Annotated in this window: 20 protein-coding genes and 1 pseudogene; 5 read left to right on the top strand and 16 right to left on the bottom strand. The window is 72.3% G+C overall.

The window, feature by feature from the left end; genetic code table 11:
- The 15 genes and pseudogenes from AB0F98_RS22290 to AB0F98_RS22360 all read right to left on the bottom strand — a co-directional run bounded on the left by AB0F98_RS22290 (position 1) and on the right by AB0F98_RS22360 (position 11196).
- Positions 1 to 348 carry a gas vesicle protein gene (locus AB0F98_RS22290; RefSeq protein ID WP_357738202.1) on the bottom strand — a complete coding sequence of 116 codons (348 nt, stop codon included), beginning with the start codon at positions 346 to 348 and terminating at the stop codon, positions 1 to 3.
- Entirely contained in the window at positions 305 to 751 is a 447-nt protein-coding gene (locus AB0F98_RS22295; protein ID WP_357738204.1) for a gas vesicle protein GvpG, read from the bottom strand. The genes AB0F98_RS22290 and AB0F98_RS22295 overlap by 44 nt, the downstream gene beginning before the upstream one ends.
- A 3-nt stretch (positions 752 to 754) precedes the next feature.
- The gene (locus AB0F98_RS22300; RefSeq protein WP_357738206.1) at positions 755 to 1510 is read right to left on the bottom strand and encodes a GvpL/GvpF family gas vesicle protein; all 756 of its coding nucleotides are present in this window, start codon (positions 1508 to 1510) and stop codon (positions 755 to 757) included.
- 198 nt (positions 1511 to 1708) lie between these two features.
- Positions 1709 to 1949 (bottom strand): annotated as a pseudogene (gvpJ, locus tag AB0F98_RS22305) (gas vesicle protein GvpJ); the annotation flags it as partial.
- On the bottom strand, positions 1946 to 3142 hold the full coding sequence (locus tag AB0F98_RS22310) for an SRPBCC family protein (RefSeq protein WP_357738423.1): 1197 nt from the start codon (positions 3140 to 3142) through the stop codon (positions 1946 to 1948). The pseudogene gvpJ and the gene AB0F98_RS22310, both read right to left, overlap by 4 nt.
- Before the next feature lie 2 nt (positions 3143 to 3144).
- Entirely contained in the window at positions 3145 to 3555 is a 411-nt protein-coding gene (locus AB0F98_RS22315) for a hypothetical protein (protein WP_357738208.1), read from the bottom strand.
- Positions 3556 to 3835: 280 nt separating this feature from the next.
- Entirely contained in the window at positions 3836 to 4345 is a 510-nt protein-coding gene (locus AB0F98_RS22320) for a GNAT family N-acetyltransferase (protein WP_357738210.1), read from the bottom strand.
- 112 nt (positions 4346 to 4457) lie between these two features.
- A complete protein-coding gene (locus tag AB0F98_RS22325) occupies positions 4458 to 5342 on the bottom strand; it encodes a hypothetical protein (RefSeq protein WP_357738212.1) in 885 nt (294 codons plus the stop codon).
- A complete protein-coding gene (locus AB0F98_RS22330) occupies positions 5326 to 6042 on the bottom strand; it encodes a DUF3618 domain-containing protein (protein WP_357738214.1) in 717 nt (238 codons plus the stop codon). The genes AB0F98_RS22325 and AB0F98_RS22330 overlap by 17 nt, the downstream gene beginning before the upstream one ends.
- A gap of 21 nt (positions 6043 to 6063) precedes the next feature.
- Positions 6064 to 6456 carry a phage holin family protein gene (locus AB0F98_RS22335; RefSeq protein WP_357738215.1) on the bottom strand — a complete coding sequence of 131 codons (393 nt, stop codon included), beginning with the start codon at positions 6454 to 6456 and terminating at the stop codon, positions 6064 to 6066.
- Positions 6453 to 7130 carry a hypothetical protein gene (locus AB0F98_RS22340; protein ID WP_357738216.1) on the bottom strand — a complete coding sequence of 226 codons (678 nt, stop codon included), beginning with the start codon at positions 7128 to 7130 and terminating at the stop codon, positions 6453 to 6455. Before AB0F98_RS22340 ends, AB0F98_RS22335 begins: the two co-directional genes overlap by 4 nt.
- 313 nt (positions 7131 to 7443) lie before the next feature.
- Positions 7444 to 7962, bottom strand: coding sequence for a DUF3263 domain-containing protein (locus AB0F98_RS22345; RefSeq protein ID WP_357738217.1), 519 nt, complete (start codon positions 7960 to 7962; stop codon positions 7444 to 7446).
- Positions 7963 to 8245: 283 nt separating this feature from the next.
- Positions 8246 to 9262 carry an ABC transporter permease subunit gene (locus tag AB0F98_RS22350; protein WP_357738218.1) on the bottom strand — a complete coding sequence of 339 codons (1017 nt, stop codon included), beginning with the start codon at positions 9260 to 9262 and terminating at the stop codon, positions 8246 to 8248.
- The gene (locus tag AB0F98_RS22355; RefSeq protein WP_357738219.1) at positions 9259 to 10269 is read right to left on the bottom strand and encodes an ATP-binding cassette domain-containing protein; all 1011 of its coding nucleotides are present in this window, start codon (positions 10267 to 10269) and stop codon (positions 9259 to 9261) included. The genes AB0F98_RS22350 and AB0F98_RS22355 overlap by 4 nt, the downstream gene beginning before the upstream one ends.
- Positions 10270 to 10410: 141 nt before the next feature.
- On the bottom strand, positions 10411 to 11196 hold the full coding sequence (locus AB0F98_RS22360) for a DeoR/GlpR family DNA-binding transcription regulator (protein WP_357738220.1): 786 nt from the start codon (positions 11194 to 11196) through the stop codon (positions 10411 to 10413).
- Between the two features lie 199 nt (positions 11197 to 11395).
- Here AB0F98_RS22360 and AB0F98_RS22365 point away from each other — a divergent pair, with 199 nt between their 5' ends.
- Genes AB0F98_RS22365 through nagA form a run of 3 tightly spaced genes read left to right on the top strand, consistent with a single transcriptional unit; the run spans position 11396 to position 14411 of the window.
- On the top strand, positions 11396 to 12325 hold the full coding sequence (locus AB0F98_RS22365) for an SIS domain-containing protein (protein WP_357738221.1): 930 nt from the start codon (positions 11396 to 11398) through the stop codon (positions 12323 to 12325).
- Positions 12322 to 13305, top strand: coding sequence for an ROK family protein (locus AB0F98_RS22370; protein WP_357738222.1), 984 nt, complete (start codon positions 12322 to 12324; stop codon positions 13303 to 13305). Before AB0F98_RS22365 ends, AB0F98_RS22370 begins: the two co-directional genes overlap by 4 nt.
- Positions 13302 to 14411, top strand: coding sequence for an N-acetylglucosamine-6-phosphate deacetylase (gene nagA / locus AB0F98_RS22375; protein WP_357738223.1), 1110 nt, complete (start codon positions 13302 to 13304; stop codon positions 14409 to 14411). Before AB0F98_RS22370 ends, nagA begins: the two co-directional genes overlap by 4 nt.
- A gap of 147 nt (positions 14412 to 14558) precedes the next feature.
- Here the strand turns inward: nagA and AB0F98_RS22380 are convergent, their stop codons facing one another.
- Positions 14559 to 15773, bottom strand: a complete 1215-nt coding sequence (locus AB0F98_RS22380; RefSeq protein WP_350784378.1) for a DUF4032 domain-containing protein — start codon at positions 15771 to 15773, stop codon at positions 14559 to 14561.
- A gap of 80 nt (positions 15774 to 15853) precedes the next feature.
- On the opposite strand from AB0F98_RS22380, the gene AB0F98_RS22385 reads away from it, so the two are divergent.
- Positions 15854 to 16627 (top strand): phosphatase PAP2 family protein, encoded by a 774-nt coding sequence (locus AB0F98_RS22385; protein WP_357738224.1) that lies wholly within the window; start codon positions 15854 to 15856, stop codon positions 16625 to 16627.
- 11 nt (positions 16628 to 16638) lie between these two features.
- Complete coding sequence (locus tag AB0F98_RS22390; protein ID WP_357738225.1) at positions 16639 to 17883, top strand: APC family permease; 1245 nt, start codon at positions 16639 to 16641, stop codon at positions 17881 to 17883.
- Positions 17884 to 17888 lie beyond the last annotated feature (5 nt).

The raw sequence follows: 17888 nt of genomic DNA on the forward strand, positions 1-17888 counted from the left end.
TCAGCCCACCTCGCCCTTCCCCCGCTGGTAGCGCCGCACCCGCCGGTAGCCGAGCAGGGCGCCGTCGATGTCGAGCTCCACCTCGTAGAGGCCGAGCAGGTCCGTCGACGCCGGGATGCGGCGATCCTCGATCACCTCCACCCCGACCAGCCAGCCGTCCCGCACCGCCTTCAGCGAGGTGGTCCCCACCGGTTCCCGGCCGGTCAGCTCCACGACCTGCCGCAGCCCCTCGCGGGCGGCCTCGGCGGCCGACAGCGGTTCGACGTACTCCTCGTCGCCGACCCACTCGTCCTCCGGTTCCGGTTCACGCCGGCGTGTTCGGCCGCCGTCGCCGCGGATCCGCTCCATCGCGTACACCTCCTCCGCCGTCTCGCCGCCGCTCCGCCTCCGCCCGTCGCGCCCGGTCAGCGGGCGGAGGACCGCCGCGCCGCGACCCGCCCCGCCGTACGACGGGCGCGTCGCGCCGGGCCGCGCCCGCCCGCCGGGCCGGCGCGGATTCGCGCCGGCCGGCGGGGGACGCCGCGAGGCCTCGGCCGGTGAGCCGCTCCAGGACCTGTTGCTGCCGCACGTCCCGTTCGGCCGGGGTCAGCTCACCGGCGGCGACGGCAGCGTCCAGTTCCTCCAGCTCCCGCCGGATGTTGGCCGGGTCGTACCGCTGTGCCTCCGCTTCGCGGGCGATCACCTTCATCACCGAGGTCAGGCCACGCATCGGCGCGTACGGCAGGGTCAGCAGCGTCCAGAGGATGTCCACCCCTCACCCCGTCACCTGGTGGGCGCTGGCGAAGTCGTACGGGGCGAGCGGGCCGAGCAACCGCATCCGGACGAGGTCCCGCCGCTGTTCGGCGAACTCCTCGACGGCGTCGACGAACTCGTCCTCCCGGTCGGCGTCGACGAGGAACGCCACGTTCACCGCGTCCAGTTCGTGGCTCGGTGGCCGGTTGACGGTCGACACCGCCAGTGTTCCGAGCAGGTCGATCAGTTGCCGGCTCTCGTCCTCGCGCCGCAGCTCCACCGCCCTGCCGATGAACTCACCGAGCCGGATCCGCTGCTCCCGGGTCACCTCCTCCGGTCGCCCGCGCACCTGGTCGGCCAGATCCGCGGCGGCAGGGTTGTCGTCCAGCACCCGCCGGATCAGCGCCGATTCCTCGTAGCGGCCGTGCACGACGTACTGGATCCGCCCCTCGAACTCGTCGAGGACCGCGGCGAGCCGGTCCGCGTGCGCGTCGAGCAGTTCGATGGCCGCGTCGGGCCCGGTGACCACCGTGCCGAATCGGACCGGCAGCACCGGGGCCACCGCGGCGGTCCCGTCCAGCAGCATCTGGTACGTCGTGAGGTCCGCCGGGCGGCCGAGCGCCGCGTCCGGTGCCACCTCGCTCACCAGTGCCGCGACCGGGCCGTGCCGCAGCACGGTCACCGAGCCCGGCGGTTCGCCGACGCCCGGCACGTCCGGCGACGGCTCCACGTCGGACGGCACGATCCCGTAGATGAACAGTCCGTGCTGATCACTCATCGTCGTACTCCTCGTCCCGGCGGCGACGCCGGGGCCGCTCACGATCGTGGCCCCGATCGCGGTCGGCGCCGAGCTCGCCGACCGCATCGCGAACCGCACCGCCGATCTTCCCGGCGGTCCTGCTCAACCCGGCCGCCGCCTTTTTCGCGCCGACCGCTCCGGAGGCCCCCTCGACCAGGTCGGGTAGCCCCTTCTGGTTGCGGGGAGTGATGTCGAGCCGGTCCACCGCCTGCGCGAACCGCAGGTACGTCTCGACGCTCGCCACCACCACCCGCGCGTTGATCTCCAACAGTTGGATGCCGACGACCGCGACGGAGACCTGGGCGTCGATCACCACTCCCTTGTCGAGCACGGTCTCCACGACGTCCGCCAGGCTCGACGACGATCCGCTCCGCTGTAACGCGCTACCGGACTGGCCGTCATTTGTCGCGACAGTCATTCGTCCGACACCTCCCGTCGACGACGGACCGCGGGGCGGCGGGGAGGCGTGGGCGCACGGCGGGGGCGTGGCTCCGCACCGGGCTCCGGTTCCTCCGGCGGACGCGTCCGGCGGACTCGTTGCGGCGCGCGCCGGCGCACCGGTCGCGGCTCCTCCGACTCCTCCGGTTCGTCCTCGTACTCCTCGTGGTCCTCGTCGTACTCGTCCTCGTACTCGTACTCGTCATCTGCCGGACGGCGTCGCGCCGGCCGGCGGCGGGCCCCCACCTCGGAGCGGGCCCGGCGTGGCCGTTCCTCGGGGCGTTCCTCTTCCGGCTGCTCCTGACCCTCCTCGATCCGCTGCTCGTGTTCCTGCTCCTCGCGGACGGCCGCGTCGTGCTCCTTGACCACCTGGGAGTCCCGGATCTCGCCGCGCCAGCCCGACACCGAGTCCGGGTCGAGCACGGTGCGCGTCATCACGTGCCGGACGAAATGCTTCAACTCCAGCCGCACGCGGCGTCCCTGGGCGCGCCACAGGTTCCCGGTGTGTTCGAAGAGCCCCTGCGGGTGGTACTCGAGCACGACCAGGATGCGGGTCAGGTCGGGAGTCAGCTCGTGGAAGCTGACCGTCCCGTCGACCGAGCCCTTCTCACCCTTCGAGCGCCAGTGGATCAGCCGGTCCGGGATCTGCCGGACGATGGTCGACTCCCACGTCCGGTGCGACCAGAGGACCTGCGCCTTCCACATGAGCTTCTCGTCGGACTCGGTGTCGACGTTCTCGACCTTCTTCATGAAGCTCGGGAAGTCGCCGAACTGGGTCCACTGGTCGTACGCGACCCGCACCGGCACGCCGACGTCGACCGTCTCGACGATGTTCGTCACCTTGATCTTGCGGCTCCCGCCGCCCGCGCGCTCCTTACGCCGGCCGAGCGCCGACATCACCTTCTCCTTACCGCCGGCCATCCCGGCGTGGATCATCGCCTTCATCGGGGAATCCCCCGCGGCCATCCGCTGCGCCCCGGTGGCTGCCGCGATCAGGCCCGGACCACCGCCCTGCTTGGCGTACTCGCCGAGTCGGTGTGTGGCGCCGGTGACCTTCTCGGTGACCACGGACGCGGCCCGCTCACCGAGCGCTTCGGCCAGGTTCCGCACCTCGTCGGCGAGTTGGCCGCGGACCTTGCCGCCCAGTCCGCCGCTGCTCGGGTTCGGTGCCATGCTCACCGCCCCCGCCGCTGGCCGGCGGGCTCGGCCTCGTCCGACGGCTCGGTGTCACGTTCTGAATTCCGCTCGCCGCCACTCGAGGCACCCGTGACCGAGGCGGTGCGGCGGCGCAACGCGTCGGCCGAGTTGTGCAGCTTGTCGCTGAGCGCGTCGACGCCGCTGCCGGCCGCGGCGGTGGCCGCCGCCTTGCCGGCCATGGCGAGCGGGCCGCCGAGGCGGCCGAGGTTGCCCAGATGGGGGGAGGAACTCAACAGGTCCGCGCCCCGTTTCATCAGCCCGCCCGGATGCATCGTCGCCCGGCCTGCCGCGACGGCCGCGGCGAGGGCGAGCGCGGTGCGCAGTTTGCGGCGGCGACCGATCAGGTAGCCCAGACCCACCGCGAGTCCGATTCGTGCTCCGCTGTTCATCAATTCTCCTTCGCTCCCCGCTGTCCGGACGCCTGCCGCCTTCGGGGGCCGAAAGGGGCCCGCTGATCGACGTGAGCGGGACCTCTGATCAGGCGTCCCGTTTTGGCGGACCCGGCGGGCAGTACCCCACGGCCGGATTGCGAAACCGCACAGGCAGGCGGGTGCCCGGGAAACGAATTCCGAAAACTCGCGCAGCAAACCGTCAAAACGGTCAACAAGGCACGGAGAGGCAGCTCAGGGGCGGGAATCAGCCACTGGCGGAGCTATCGCAAGAACAGGATCAGAGGGCAGGCGGCGTCGAATCCAGGCAGATTTCGGCATGCACCTTGTCGCCGTCCTCACGCAATTTCGCACCGCTTTTCCGAAGCACCTTCAGTGCGTCGGTGTTGTCCGGAGTCGTTTCCGCGACGACGGTACGCATGCCGGCTGCGGCGGCCTCGTTGAGCAACTCCCGCAGGGCGGCCGAACCGAGTCCCTGACCGCGCGCCGACCGGCCGAGCCACATACCGGTCTCGACCGTGCCGGGCTCGTCACGGCGGGTCATCCGAACCATCCCGACCACCTCGCCGCCGGCCAGGATCGCGTACATCTGGGTAGCGGTCGGGCCGGTCAGACCGGCGAAGCTCGCGCGGTGGAACTCGCGGAACGCCTCCCGGCGGGCATGCGACCAGCCGGCCGGCGCTTCCACCGGCGGCATCACCTCGCCCGGTTCCGCCTCGGCGGCCGCTACGGAGAGCAACGGCTCGAGGTTCCGCTCGTTCACCGGCTCCAACCGGACCGCACCCGTCACGTCGCGCAGTTTGCCGCCCCCACCGGCATAAGTCCACCCCGTTGGGCCGCTACTGACGGTCCGTCGAGAGGGATCGGCCGGTCGGACGGCACCGGACACGCCTCACGCTCCGCTATCGATCCGGACCGAACTCGCAGAGCACCACAGACGCGTCGTCGGCGCGCTTGTGCCGGCGCGGCCGGTCGGAGAGGTCCCGCTCGGCGGTCCGGACCTGGTCGATCAACGCGCCCGGGCCCTCGGTGGCCACAAGATCGAGTAGAGCCGGCCAGTCGAGAAGGCCGAACTGCTCCACGGCGCTGGACGCGCCGTCGCTGAGCAGCGCCGCCCGCCGCAACGCGCCCGGCCCGCGCAGCGGAACCGTGCCGGTCACCGCGTGGTATGCCGCGTCCGGATCGGCGGCGGCCACCCAGTAGCCGTGCGTCCGGTTCATGCGTTCGCGCTGCAGGCCGACCGCCTGCCGGAACCGGGTCGCCCGGTCGGCCGCCGCGCCCGCCGGCACCATGGCCACGGTTTCGCGCAGCTCAGCCATCGCCCGGTCGAGCCGGTCGTCGGAGACGACGCTGACCCGGCCACCAGCGTCCAGCACCAGGGGGCTGTCACACAGCACCAGGTAGTCCACCTGGTCACCGCCCTCACGAAGCAGGCAGACGGTGCTGGACGGGGTGCCGGGATGATCGAGGTCGCATTTGCCGTCGTGGTCCGCGCGTACCGCGAGGATGGCCGCGGCGAGGTTGCTCATCAGCGACGCGGTGGGGCGCGCCGCCTCGGCCAGCCCGATCCGGGCGGCCAGGTGCCGGACGTACCACTCCGGCCCGTGTACGCAGCCGGTGTCGAAGCCCTCCGGAACGGTGGCACCGTCGAGGACCCCGACCAACGAACCGAACCGGAACACGACATCCTCGTTCACGTCCCGGCCCGGTGCCGCAGCGGAGGCGGAGCGGACCCGCATCAGCGGAGCCCGCCCCACCGCCCGCACCGGCTCAACGGCGGAACTCACCGACGGCCTCTTGCGTCTGCCCACGCATCTGGTGGGCGGCCGACCGGCCCTGTTCGCGTATCTCGGCTGCGCCCTTGATGGCTCTGGACCCGACGGACCGAGCCGCCTGCGACGCCGGCTGCCGCATGCTGTCGCGGAGCTGGTGACCGAACTGGCTGGCCTGCTCCCGCAGCTCACCCGAGTGCTGGCCGACCTGCTGGCTGACCATCCCCTTGGCCTGCCCGGCGAGCTGCCGTTCGCGACGGCTCGGCGGGAGCAGGGCGGACACCAGCAGACCCGCGCCGAAGGCGATCAGACCGGCCGCCATCGGGTTGCCGTGCATCTGCTCGCGGGACTGCTGCCCGACCGAGCGGGCCTCGTCCCGCACCGAGCCGGCGGCGGAGGACATCCGCTGGCCGGCCTGCTGACCCATCTGCTGGACCGAGCCGGCGGCGGACGACGCGGTCTGACCGGCCTGCTGGCCCATGTGCTGTGCCGTGCCTCTGGCGGACGACATGCGCTCTCCAGCCACATCGCCCATGTGTGCCGAGGTACCCATCACCTTCTCCTTCATCCGGGTGAGCGCACCACGCGCCTCCCCGACGCGGTCACCGGCGATCCGACGCGGGCTGACCTTGTCGGCCAACGCGTCGACGCTACTGCTCAGATCTCGCCGGGTGTACTCGATCTCTTGTCGGATCCGATCAGGATCGGTCGACATCGCCTGCTCCCTCCCGGCCGGTCATCGGCCGCGCAACGCGTCCGGCACCTGCCGTGCGGTCTCTTGCGTCCGCGGTAGCACCCCACCGATCTGGCGCATCTTCGACCGCCCCATGACGAGCGTGACGGCGGTGACGACCGCCCAGAAGCCCGCCACGATCAGTGCGGCCCAGCCCTGGTCCATCACGTTGGACAAACCCCACCAGGCCGCGTACGAGAGGAACAGCACCACGAGGAAGCCGGCCAGTGCCGCGACGCCGAACATGCCGCCGGCCTTACCGGCCTGCGTGGCCTCCTCGCGCAGTTCCACCTTGGCGAGCTGTATCTCCTGGCGAACCAGGGTGGACATATCGCGGGTCACGTCACCCAGCAGCTCGCCTACCGACTGGGTGCGTTCCTTGAACGGGGCGCTCACGGTGCCACCCCGCCGGGGATCCCGGGATCCTGGCGCCGGCCGTCGGGCGAGATGTTCTGCGCCCGCGCCGTTCCGGCGTAGGGTCCCTCAGCGCTGTACGGCGCGTTGACCGGCTGCCCGTACGGCTGCGTACCGGCCTCCGCCGGCTGGCGCATCTGCTCGGCGTGGCCGCCTGCGCCCCGTCCGTTGCCCGACGAGGTCAGGTTCCGGGCGAGCCGGCCGAACAGCAGTCCGGCCACGGCCGTGCCGGCCAGGAACGCGCCGGGATGCCGGCGGGCGTACCCGCGAACCTCGTGCAGCAGATCGGCGGGCTCGTTCTCGTCGATCCATCCGGCAGCCCGCTGTGCCATGTCCGCCGCCCGGCGGACGGCCTCACCGGCGAGCTGGGATTGGCTGCCCTCCGCCATCGAGTCGAGGTCGTGCCCCAACCCGCGCAACCCTTCGGCGGCCCGGTGCTTCTGCGACATGGCCTGGTCACGCAGCTGCGTGGTGGCCTCGCCGCCCAGGTTCCGCACCTGCTGCCGCGCCTGCGCGGTCACTTCCCGGCCCTGTTCGGCCATGGTGTGGCCGACCTGGCCACCGGCCTGCGCGGTCTGGTGACCGACCCGGGAGGCCTGTTGACGGGCCTGTCCCCTGGTGCTGTCCGGCGGTCTGCTCTGGTTGATCGCCGTCATCACACACTCCCTTCATCTGCCCCGAGCCACGGTGGGACCCGGGACGTCTGTCGCCTACCCGTCGGGTCGGGCGACATTCGTTCGTCGCCGATCGGCCGCGACGGCGGGGCGGCAGGGATCCGGCCAGGTCATGCAGGCTCGCCGAGCCGGGCGATCGATGGTCGCGACCGGACGGTCGGCGCCATCCCCGACGGCTTCGACCACAGCTACCCAGCCGGGCGGATCCGTCCGGCGGGGCGAGCTGGGACGCCGGCCGCAGCGGGACGTTCTCGGGGCGACCCGTCCAGGTCGCCGCGACCTGACCCTGATCCCGTCAACGGCGACGATTACGGGCGCGGGAGGAGCGCAGCCGACGCAGCCGGCCGATGAGCACGGGTTCGGCGGCGAGTGCCGCCGGGTTGTCGAGCAGCCCGTTGAGCAATTGGTAGTAGCGGGTCGAGGAAACACCGAAGGTGTCCCGGATCGCCTGCTCCTTCGCCCCGGCGTGCCGCCACCACTGCTGTTCGAAGGCGAGGACGGCGAGTTCCCGCTCGGTGAGCCCCCGGCGCGCCGCACCCGCCACCGATCCGCCTCCGGCATCCGCGGTCGTCTCAGCGGTGTCGTCGGGCGTGGCCGGCTCGACCACGTCGTCACCGGGGACGGCCTCCACGGCCGGCGCGGAACGGGGCGGTGGAACCGGCCGGGCCGTAACCCGCGGGCTCCCGTCGTCCGGCCGGTCGGCATGCTGCTCAGCGGAGCGGAGAGCGGGTGCCCGCGACGCCGCGTCGACGGAATCCGCAGGGGCGTCGGCGGGCGGCTCGGCGGCGGCCGGGGCGGCGTCGGCGGGCTGCATGTCGCTCCTCGGTCGGACGGGCCGGCACGGCAACACCGACCGGGGACACCAGCCTAACCAGGGCGGACGCCTGCCGCATCCGCCGATCTCGCGCCCTCCGCGAACGGCGTCGCAGACCCGACAACGAGGTCTGGCCCTCGCCAAGACCCCAGCCGGGCGAGGGCGCTCGAAAGAACGCCGATGACGGCGGAGCCGCCCACCGGGTGCTCCCCGATGGACGGCTCCGCCGTGCCGCCGCGACGACGTCAGGGACCGAAGTCGACGTCGGAGCCGCGGCTTGGAATCAGGAGATGTCGCGGCGGCGCATCGCCCAGAGCGCCGCCCCGAGGATCACCGCGGCGCCCACCGCCAGCAGTACCGACGAGTGCTGCCAGGTGACGTCGAGCGTCTCGGGTTTGCACTCCCCGAAGACCGTGGCGTTGCACGAGTCCCAGTTCTGCAGCGTCACCTTCTTCTGCATCCAGGCCAGCGCGTAGGTCGGCATCAGCCACGCCTCCGGGAACCGGACGCCGGCCATGTCCAGCAGGATGCCGAGCCCGAACTGGCCGACCACCGCCACCGCGACCACTCCGCCGAGGGCCATCGCGGTGTGCCGCCCCAGCGAGGCCAGGGCGAAGCCCAGCGTGGTGACGACCAGCACCAGCACCACCGCACGCAGTCCGGTCAGCGTGACGGACTGCCACACCCCGCTGGTCACCTTCTCGGTGGTACCGCGGTACGTGGCGACCAGCCAGAACCCGGCGAACCAGGCGACCGCGGCAGGGAGGGTCACCGCGAGCATTCCGGTGAGCAGCGCCGCGAGCTTGGTCAGCAGCACGGTCAGCCGTTTGGGGCGCCACAACAGGAGATTCATCATCCCGCCGCTGCTCCATTCGGCGCCGATGAAGGACGCGCCGATCACGAAACCGACCAGGGCCAGGATCGCCGCGAACGGAATCAGGGTCTCCGAGAAGGTCTCGCGGAAGTCGAACGTCGACGGCAGGAACCACGAGGCCTCGATCGCCTCGCGGGGAGGCGCGCTGATCATCGAGCAGTCGTCGGGGTAGCGGCCGTCGTTCGGCGTACCGGCCGCCTTGGCCGCCTCACAGGCCACGCGCTCCTGCTCGCTCCAGCGGACCTGCTGCTCGTACTGCTGGTCGGCCTGACGCTCGGCGCGGGCCAGCGTGTCGGCGTCGAGTTTCTGGTTGGTGAAGAACGTCCCGACCACCACGGCGAGGAGCACCAGCAGACCGAGCAACGTGATGTAGCGGGTGAACCGCCGCTTGGTCAGCCGGCGAAGCTCCGTACGGTAGAGGCTCACGCCCCCCACCCCCCTCCGGTGGCGCCGGACTGCTCCGCGCCACCGACCTTCAAGGACTGGTCGACCTGCCGGTGCTGGCCCGGTACGGGCGCGGTGGCGGTCAGTTCGAGGAAGACGCTCTCCAGGTCGACGGTGACCGGCGACAGCTCGCTGACGTAGAGACCCTGCTCGGCGAGGAGCCGGGTCACCGCCGCCGGCTTGTCGACGCCGGCGAGCATCAGGTGGTCGGCGTGCCCGGTGACGCGGATCCCCGAGCGGGTGAGCGCGTCGGCGGCGGCCGGCAGGTCGGTCACGGCCTCCAGGCGTACCCGCACCGCTCCGGAGGAGTGCTGCGCCAGCACCTCGTCGACCGGGCCGAACGCGACCCGACGGCCCAGCGAGATGATGGTGACCGAGTCGCAGATCAGTTGGATCTCACCGAGGATGTGACTGGACAGCACCACGGTCATGCCGGACTCGGCGAGATTGCGGGTGAGCGTACGCATCTCCCGGATGCCGCCCGGGTCGAGACCGTTGGCCGGCTCGTCCAGGATCAGCAGCTTCGGGCTCTTGAGCAGGGCCGAGGCTACGGCGAGCCGCTGCTTCATGCCGAGCGAGTAGGTCTTCACCCGTTCGCCGGCCCGCTCCCGCAGCCCGACCAGTTCCAGCACCTCGTCGACCCGGTTCGACGGCACCTCACCGGCGGACGCCAGCAGGGACAGCGTGTCCCGGGCGGTGAAGTGCGGGAAGAACTGCGGACTCTCCACGATGGCGCCGACCTGCCCGGCGACGACCGGCAGCGCGTCGGGCACCTCGTGGCCGAGGATGGTCATCCGTCCGCCGTCGGGCCGGATCAGGCCCAGCAGCGTACGCAGGGTCGTGGTCTTGCCCGACCCGTTCGGGCCGAGGAAGCCGTGCACCTGCCCGGCCTCGACGCGCATGTTGAAGCCGTCCAGCGCGTTGCGGGTGCCGCGCCGGCGGCTCTTGTAGGTCTTCCGTAGACCTTCGATCTCCAGGACAGCTGGCAAGCTGCACCTCCCCCGTTGGTGGGCGTGACAGCGCACACCATACGCGGTATGCATCATGGCGCAATACTCGGTATGCACCGGCGCGCCGAGCGGGGAGTCAGATGGGGTCGAGCACCACTGTGGGGGGCCTGTCCGTGCAGGTCACGCGCAGACGACGTGCACGCCCGCGGCGCGGAACGCCTCGACCAGATCGAGGTTCGCACCGGAGTCGGTGACGAGGGTCTCCACCCGGTCCAGCGAGCAGATCCGGGCGAACGCGTGACCGCCCAGCTTGGACGAATCGGCGATGATCACCACCCGCTTGGCCCGGGCCACCATCAGGCTGTTCATCGCCGCCTCGCCTTCGTGGTGGGCGGCGGCGCCGAGCTGCGGGTCGATCGCGTCCACGCCGAGCAGCGCGATGTCGAGGGTGACCTCGCGCAGCAGCGCCCCGCCCAGCGGTCCGACCAGCTCGAAGGACTTCGGCCGGACCACGCCACCGGCCACCACGACCTTCATCCGGGAGCGCACCAGCAACTCGTTGGCGATGTTCAACGCGTTGGTCACCACGGTCAGCTGCGCACCGTCGGTGTTGGTGTTCAGGTCCGGCCGTACGGCCAGGGCCCGGGCCACCTCGGTGCTGGTGGTGCCGCCGTTGAGGCCGACCACCGTGCCGGGCGTGACCAGCGCGGCGCCGGCCGTGCCGATCCGCTGCTTCTCCGCCGAGTGCTTGGCGGTCTTGTAGCGCAGCGGCAGGTCGTACGAGACCCCGTTGGCCACCGCGCCGCCACGGGTACGCGTGATCATCTGCTGCTGGGCGAGCTGGTCGAAGTCGCGCCGGATGGTCGCCTGGGAGACGTCCAGCCGCTCGGCCGCCTCCTCGACGCTGACCCGACCGTCCTCGGTCAGCATCTCGAGCAGGGCGTTCCACCTGGCGTACCGGTCCACCGCGGGTGCCCTCCCAGCTGCTGCACGATCGGTGATTGATTGCGTGCACAGTAGTGCGCGAAACTACCCTGGCGCAAAACATTGACCTGCTCGATCCTTCGGCCGGTTGCCACGACCACCCGATTTCGCGCAGAATGGCGCTCGAAAGACGGGTGAATCGAGCCCTATTGCGCACGGCTGCCTCCTCCGAGGAGTTCTCATGGCGTACGTCCACGCGGAGATCGCGAGCCAGCCCGACTGCTGGCGGAGGGCCGCGGAACTGGCCGCCGACGTACGCGCCGACCTGCCGGCGCCCGGCGAACGGGTCGCCGTCGTCGGTTGCGGCACGTCGTGGTTCATGGCCATGGCGTACGCGGCGCTGCGCGAGCAGGCCGGCCAGGGCGAGACGGACGTGTTCCAGGCCTCGGAGTTCCCGACCGGCCGCCGCTACGACCGGTTGATCGGCATCACCCGCTCCGGCACCACCACCGAGGTGGTGGAACTGCTCGACGCCCTGCGCGGGCGGACGCCCACCACCGTCCTCGTCGGCGACCCTGACTCGCCGGCGGCTCAGCTGGCCGACGCCTCGGTCCTCATGCCCTTCGCCGACGAGCGATCGGTGGTGCAGACCCGCTTCGCGACCACGGCCCTGGCCCTGCTCCGCGCCCACCTGGGCGAGAACCTCGACGCGCTCGCCGCCGACGCCGAGGTGGCCGTCCGAGCCCCGCTGCCGATCGACCCCACGTCGATCGAGCAGGTCACCTTCCTCGGTCGGGGCTGGACTGTCGGCCTGGCCCAGGAGGCCGCCCTGAAGTGCCGCGAGGCGGCCACCTTCTGGGCCGAGGCGTACCCGGCGATGGACTACCGGCACGGCCCGATCTCGATCGCCGCCCCCGGACGGCTCGTCTGGGCGTTCGGCACCCTCCCCGACGGGCTACCGGAGGATGTCGCCGCGACCGGCGCGGCCTTCGTGCACAGCCGCACCCACGGCTGCCGCACCGTGCTCGGCAACTGGGCGGCGGGACGCAACCCGGTCGACCCGATGGCGGACCTGATCCTGGCCCAACGGTTCGCGGTCGCCCTCGCCACGAGCCGCGGCCTCGACCCGGACGCACCCCGGCACCTCACCCGGTCCGTGGTGCTTGCGTGAGCGAGCAGCACGACCGAACCATCCAGCACGGCGACGCGACCGACGGCGACGTCGTCGTCGCGCTCGACGTCGGCGGCACCGGCATCAAGTGCGGGCTGGTCCGCCCGGACGGCGTCGCCGTACACACCGAACGACACCCGACGGAGGCGGCACGCGGCCCGGCGGCAGTGGTCGACACGATCCTCGACGTCGCCGAGGGGCTGACCGACAAGGCGCGCGCCGGCGGCCGCACACCCGTCGCGCTCGGCATCGCCGTACCGGGCGTGGTCGACGAGGCACGCGGCGTGGCGGTCTGGTCCGCGAACGTCGGCTTCCGGGACGTACCGCTGCGAGACCTGGCGGCGGCGCGGCTCGGGCTGCCCGCGACGCTCGGCCACGACGTGCGGGCCGGGGGGATCGCCGAGGCCCGGCTGGGCGCCGGCCGCGGGGCCGGCCACGTCCTCTTCGTCGCGATCGGCACCGGCATAGCGGCCGCGCACGTCGTCGGCGGAGTGGCGAACATCGGCGCGCACGGCGCGGCCGGCGAGTTCGGGCACATCCTGGTCCGGCCGGGTGGGCCGCGCTGCGGCTGCGGCCGGCCCGGCTGCCTGGAGGCGGTCGCCTCGGCCGCGGCGGTCGGCCGCCGTTACCAGGAACTCGCCGGCACGCCGGGCACCGCGGCCGAGGTCGCCGAGCGGGCGACCGCGGGTGATCCGGTCGCGGTGCAGGTCTGGCAGGAGGCCGTCGAGGCGCTGGCCGACGGACTCGCCACCGCACAGGCGCTCTACGACGTGGCCACGGTCGTGGTCGGCGGCGGGCTGGCACAGGCCGGCGCGCGACTGCTCGATCCACTCCGGGCGGCGCTGCGCGAGCGGGTGACCTTTCACCGGGAGCCGCGCCTGGTCGCGGCGGTCCTCGGCGACGAGGCGGGCTGTCTCGGCGCCGCTCTGCTAGCTCTCGACGCCCGCGGTGGCGTCTCGACAACCAGGGAGGCGCGATGACTCAGCGGGTCAGCGGCAAGGTGGTGACCCCGGCGGGCGTCATCCGGCAGGGCTGTGTCGAGTGGGACGGTGAGCGCATCACGGCGGTGGCCGAGTACCCGTCGGTCCACGACGGGCACTGGATCCTGCCCGGCTTCGTGGACATGCACACCCACGGCGGCGGCGGGCACACCTTCACCACCGGCGATCCCGAGCAGGCCCGGCAGGCCGCCGCGTTCCACCTGCACCACGGCACCACGACGCTGCTGGCCAGCCTGGTCAGTTCCCCGTTCGAGCTGATGCGGTCGGCCACCACCGCGTTCCGCCCGCTGGTACGCGAGGGGGTGCTCGCCGGCATCCACTTCGAGGGGCCCTACCTCTCGGCGGCCCGGTGCGGCGCCCAGAACCCGGAGTACCTCCGCGACCCGTCCCCCGACGAGTTGACCGAGCTGATCGAACTGGGTGGGTCAGCCCTCCGGATGGTGACCCTCGCGCCCGAGCGGGACGGCGCACTGGAGGCCGTGAAGCTGCTCACTGCGCACCGGGTGGTCGCCGCGGTCGGCCACACCGACGCCACGTACGACGAGACCCGCGCTGCCATCGCCGCGGGCGCGAGCGTCGGCACCCACCTGTTCAACGGGATGCGGCCGGTACATCACCGCGAGCCCGGCCCGGTGACGGCGCTGCTGGACGCCCCGAACGTGGTCTGCGAGCTGGTCGCCGACGGTGTGCACCTGCACGACGGGATACTCACGTTCGCCTCCTCGGTCGCCGGTCCCGAACGGTCCGCGCTGATCACCGACGCGATGGCGGCCGCCGGTATGCCCGACGGCGAGTACGAACTGGGTGGCCAGGCGGTCACCGTGGCCGACGGGGTGGCCCGGCTCGCCCGCGACGGCGCGATCGCCGGCAGCACGCTGACCATGGACGCCGCCCTGCGGCACGCCGTCGCCGCCGGCATCCCGATGGCGGACGCCGCCCGGATGGCCGCGACCACTCCGGCCCGCGCGATCGGCCTCGGTGACCAGCTCGGCGCTCTCCAGGTGGGGCTCCGCGCCGATCTGGTGATCCTCGACGACGACCTCAACGTGGTCCGGGTGCTGCGGGCCGGCTCCTGGCAGGACTGACCCGCCACCCTCCTGATGCTCGGCCCGGCGGTGGGTGCATTGCCGTGAGCTCGATACCTGAGAGGCATATTTATGCCTCTGAGGTATCAGCCTCGTAGGCATATCGGCCTCGCCGGGTGCGACGGCGGTGGTGGTCGTGTTCCCGGGTCAGCCGGTGACGGTGGGGAGCTCCACGCCGAGCACGGCCTGCTCGTCGGGACGGTGCACGAGCACGTCCGACAGGTACGACTGCACCGCGTGGCGCATCCCGACGTCCCGGCCGGCCCGCTCGGAGAGCAGCCACTTGTGCTCGATGATCTGCGTGAACAGCTCCTGCGGCTCCAGCTTGCGCCGCAGGTGGGCCGGCACCGCCCGCACCACCGGCTCGAAGACCTCGGTCAGCCAGCGGTGCGCGGCCTGCTGCTCGTCGCTGAGGTCACTCTCGGCCCGGTAGGTGTCCAGGTCGTTCAGGAGCTTCCGGGCCTGGTTCTCCTCGGCGTCCAAGCCGGTGAGCCGCAACAGCCGACGGGTGTGGTAGCCCGCGTCGACGACCTTCGGGCGGACCAGGTAACGCCCGTCGGCGATGGTCGACATGGCCACCTCGGCGACGTCGAAGCCCAACTCGTTGAGGCGGCGGATCCGGCTCTCGATGTCGTGCCGGGCCTCCCGCTCGACCTGCTGCTCGTAGGTGATCTCGTGCCAGAGCCGCTCGTAGCGCTGCACCACCTCCTCGGAGACCACCTCCGGGTCGATCGACTCGTGCAGCAGCCCGGCGGCCTGGAGGTCCAGCGCCTCACCGAAGATGTTGACCCGCGCGATCTCCAGGTCCTCGTTCCGCTGGCCGTTCGAGAGCGAGGGGCGCAGCGCCCCGGTCTCCGCGTCGACGAGGTACGCCGCGAACGCCCCGGCGTCCCGACGGAACAGGGTGTTCGACAGCGAGCAGTCGCCCCAGAAGAAGCCGGTCAGGTGCATCCGGACCAGCAGCGCGGCGAGGGCGTCGAGCAGCCGGCCCATCGTCTCCGGCCGCAGCGTGTGCGAGAAGAGCGCCCGGTACGGCAGCGAGAACTGCAGGTGCCGGGTGATCAGCACCGATTCGAGGGGCTCGCCGTCGTCGGTCTGCCGGTCCGCGACGACCGCCACCGCCTCCACCGCCGGGAAGTCGATCCGCTCCAGGGCCCGGAGCAGGTCGTACTCCCGTTCGGCGATCCGCTCGCGGGTCTCCTTGAAGGCGTAGACGTAGTCGCCCAGCCGGACAAAGCGGACGATGTGTCGGGAGATACCCTGCGGCAGCGCCACCAGATGCTCGGCAGGCCACTCCTCCAGCGGGGTCGACCACGGAAGGTCGAGCAGCGCCGGGTCCACGAGAGCAGAAGTGATCCGCACGGGCACAAGTGTGACCCGTCCACCCGCACAACGCTCCCCATCGTGGCTGGGCCCACAGCGCCGCCCGGTAGCTTGGTCGGATGCGCAACACCGCAGGGGTACGCGAACCGGTGCGACTGCGGCCGGTGCGGCCTGCCGGTTGGTGGTACGACGCACTGCTGCTCGCCGCCCTGGCCGGCCTGACCGTGGCGCTCACCACTCACCACCTCTTCGGCCTCGACCGGGCGGTGGCGGACTGGGCGGAGACGCACCGCCCGACGGCGGCGTACTGGCTGGCCCGGACCCTGAACCTGCTCGGCCAGGGCACCCCGCTGACCCTGATCGCGGCCGGGCTCGGGGTGCTGGTCGCGATCCGGGTCCGCTCGCTCCGGCCGATCCTGCCGCCGGTCGTCGGGTTCGTGCTCACCACGTTCACCATCGGGCCGCTGAAGGTCTGGACGGCCCGGCCGGCGCCGAGCGCCAGCATCAAGGAGCCCTTCCTGTCGCCCGAGCAGACCCTGCCGCTGTTCCAGGAGAATCTGCCCCTGCGCTTCGCCCAGTCGTACCCGTCCGGGCACGTGGCCAACGCGATCGTCTGGTACGGCGTGCTCGCGCTGCTGCTCGCCCCGCTGCTGCGCACCTACGGGCGCACCGTCCCGCCCCGGCTCGTCCTCGCGATCCGGGTCCTCCCGCCGCTGATCGTGCTCTGCACCACCACCTACCTGGGCTGGCACTGGCTCACCGACTCGGTGGCCGGGCTGCTGCTCGGGCTCTTCCTGGACCGGCTGGTGCACCGGGTGCCGTGGGACGACGTACCGCTGCCCGCACGGGTGCCCTGGTCGGGGCGCACCCGGTTGTTCACCTCCGGTCCGTAGCCTGGCCCGCCGTGACTGGACTGGAACGCCGGCTGGGCGTACCCGACGCGGTGCTCATCGGCCTCGGGTCGATGCTCGGCGCCGGCGTCTTCGTGGTCTTCGGCCCGGCAGCGGCAGCAGCCGGTGGCGCCGGGCTGCTGCCCGCCCTGGTGCTGGCCGGCTTCATCGCCTTCTGCAACGCGACCAGCTCCGCCCGGCTGGCCGCCCGCTACCCGGAGTCCGGCGGCACGTACGTCTACGGGCGGGAGCGGCTCGGGCCGTTCGCCGGGTTCGTCGCCGGCTGGGGCTTCGTGGTCGGCAAGACAGCGAGTTGCGCGGCGATGGCGCTGACCATCGGGGCCTACCTCTGGCCGGGGCAGGCCCGGCTGGTCGCGGTCGCCGCGGTGCTCGCGGTGACCACGGTGAACCTGCGTGGCATCGGCAAGACCGCGGCCGTGACCAAGGCGCTGGTCGCGCTGGTGCTCGCCGTGCTGGCACTGGTCGCGGTCACCGGCGTGATCGGCGGGCCGGTCGAGTTGGCCCGGCTGGCCGGGCCCGGCGGTTCCGGTCGGGGGGTGCTCACCGCAGCCGGCCTGCTCTTCTTCGCCTTCGCCGGGTACGCCCGGATCGCCACGCTCGGAGAGGAGGTCCGCGACCCGGAGCGAACCATCCCCCGGGCCGTACCGCTCGCGCTCGGCGTGGTGCTGGCGACGTACCTGGTGCTCGCCGTCGTCGCGCTCGGCGTGCTCGGCGCCGACCGGCTGGCCGGGTCCGTCGCGCCCCTGGCCGACGTGGTGACGGCGGCCGGCCTACCGGGGCTCGCCTGGGTGGTCCGGGCCGGGGCCACCGTCGCGGTCACCGGCGTGCTGCTCTCCCTGCTCGCCGGGGTGGGCCGCACCCTGCTGGCGATGGCCCGCCGCCGGGACGTGCCGGGGGCGCTGGCGGCCGTACACGCCCGGTACCGGGTGCCGCACCGGGCCGAGTTGGCGGTCGCCGCGGTGGTGATCGTGGTGGTGCTGCTCGGTGACGTCCGCCAGGCCATCGGCTTCTCCAGCTGCACGGTGCTGGTCTACTACGCGATCACCAATGCGGCGGCGCTCACGCTCGGCCGCGACCCGGGCCGCAGGCTGCCGGTCCAGGCGCTCGCCGTGCTGGGGCTGGCCGGCTGCCTGCTGCTCGCCGTCAACCTGCCGCTGACCAGCGTCGTCGCTGGCTTCGGCGTCCTCGCCGTCGGTGCCGCCTGGTACGCGCTCCGCCGCTTCCTGCCGACACGTTGATCGGG

The organism is Micromonospora sp. NPDC023737 (assembly GCF_040639715.1).
In the GTDB taxonomy this organism is placed as follows: Bacteria; Actinomycetota; Actinomycetes; order Mycobacteriales; family Micromonosporaceae; genus Micromonospora.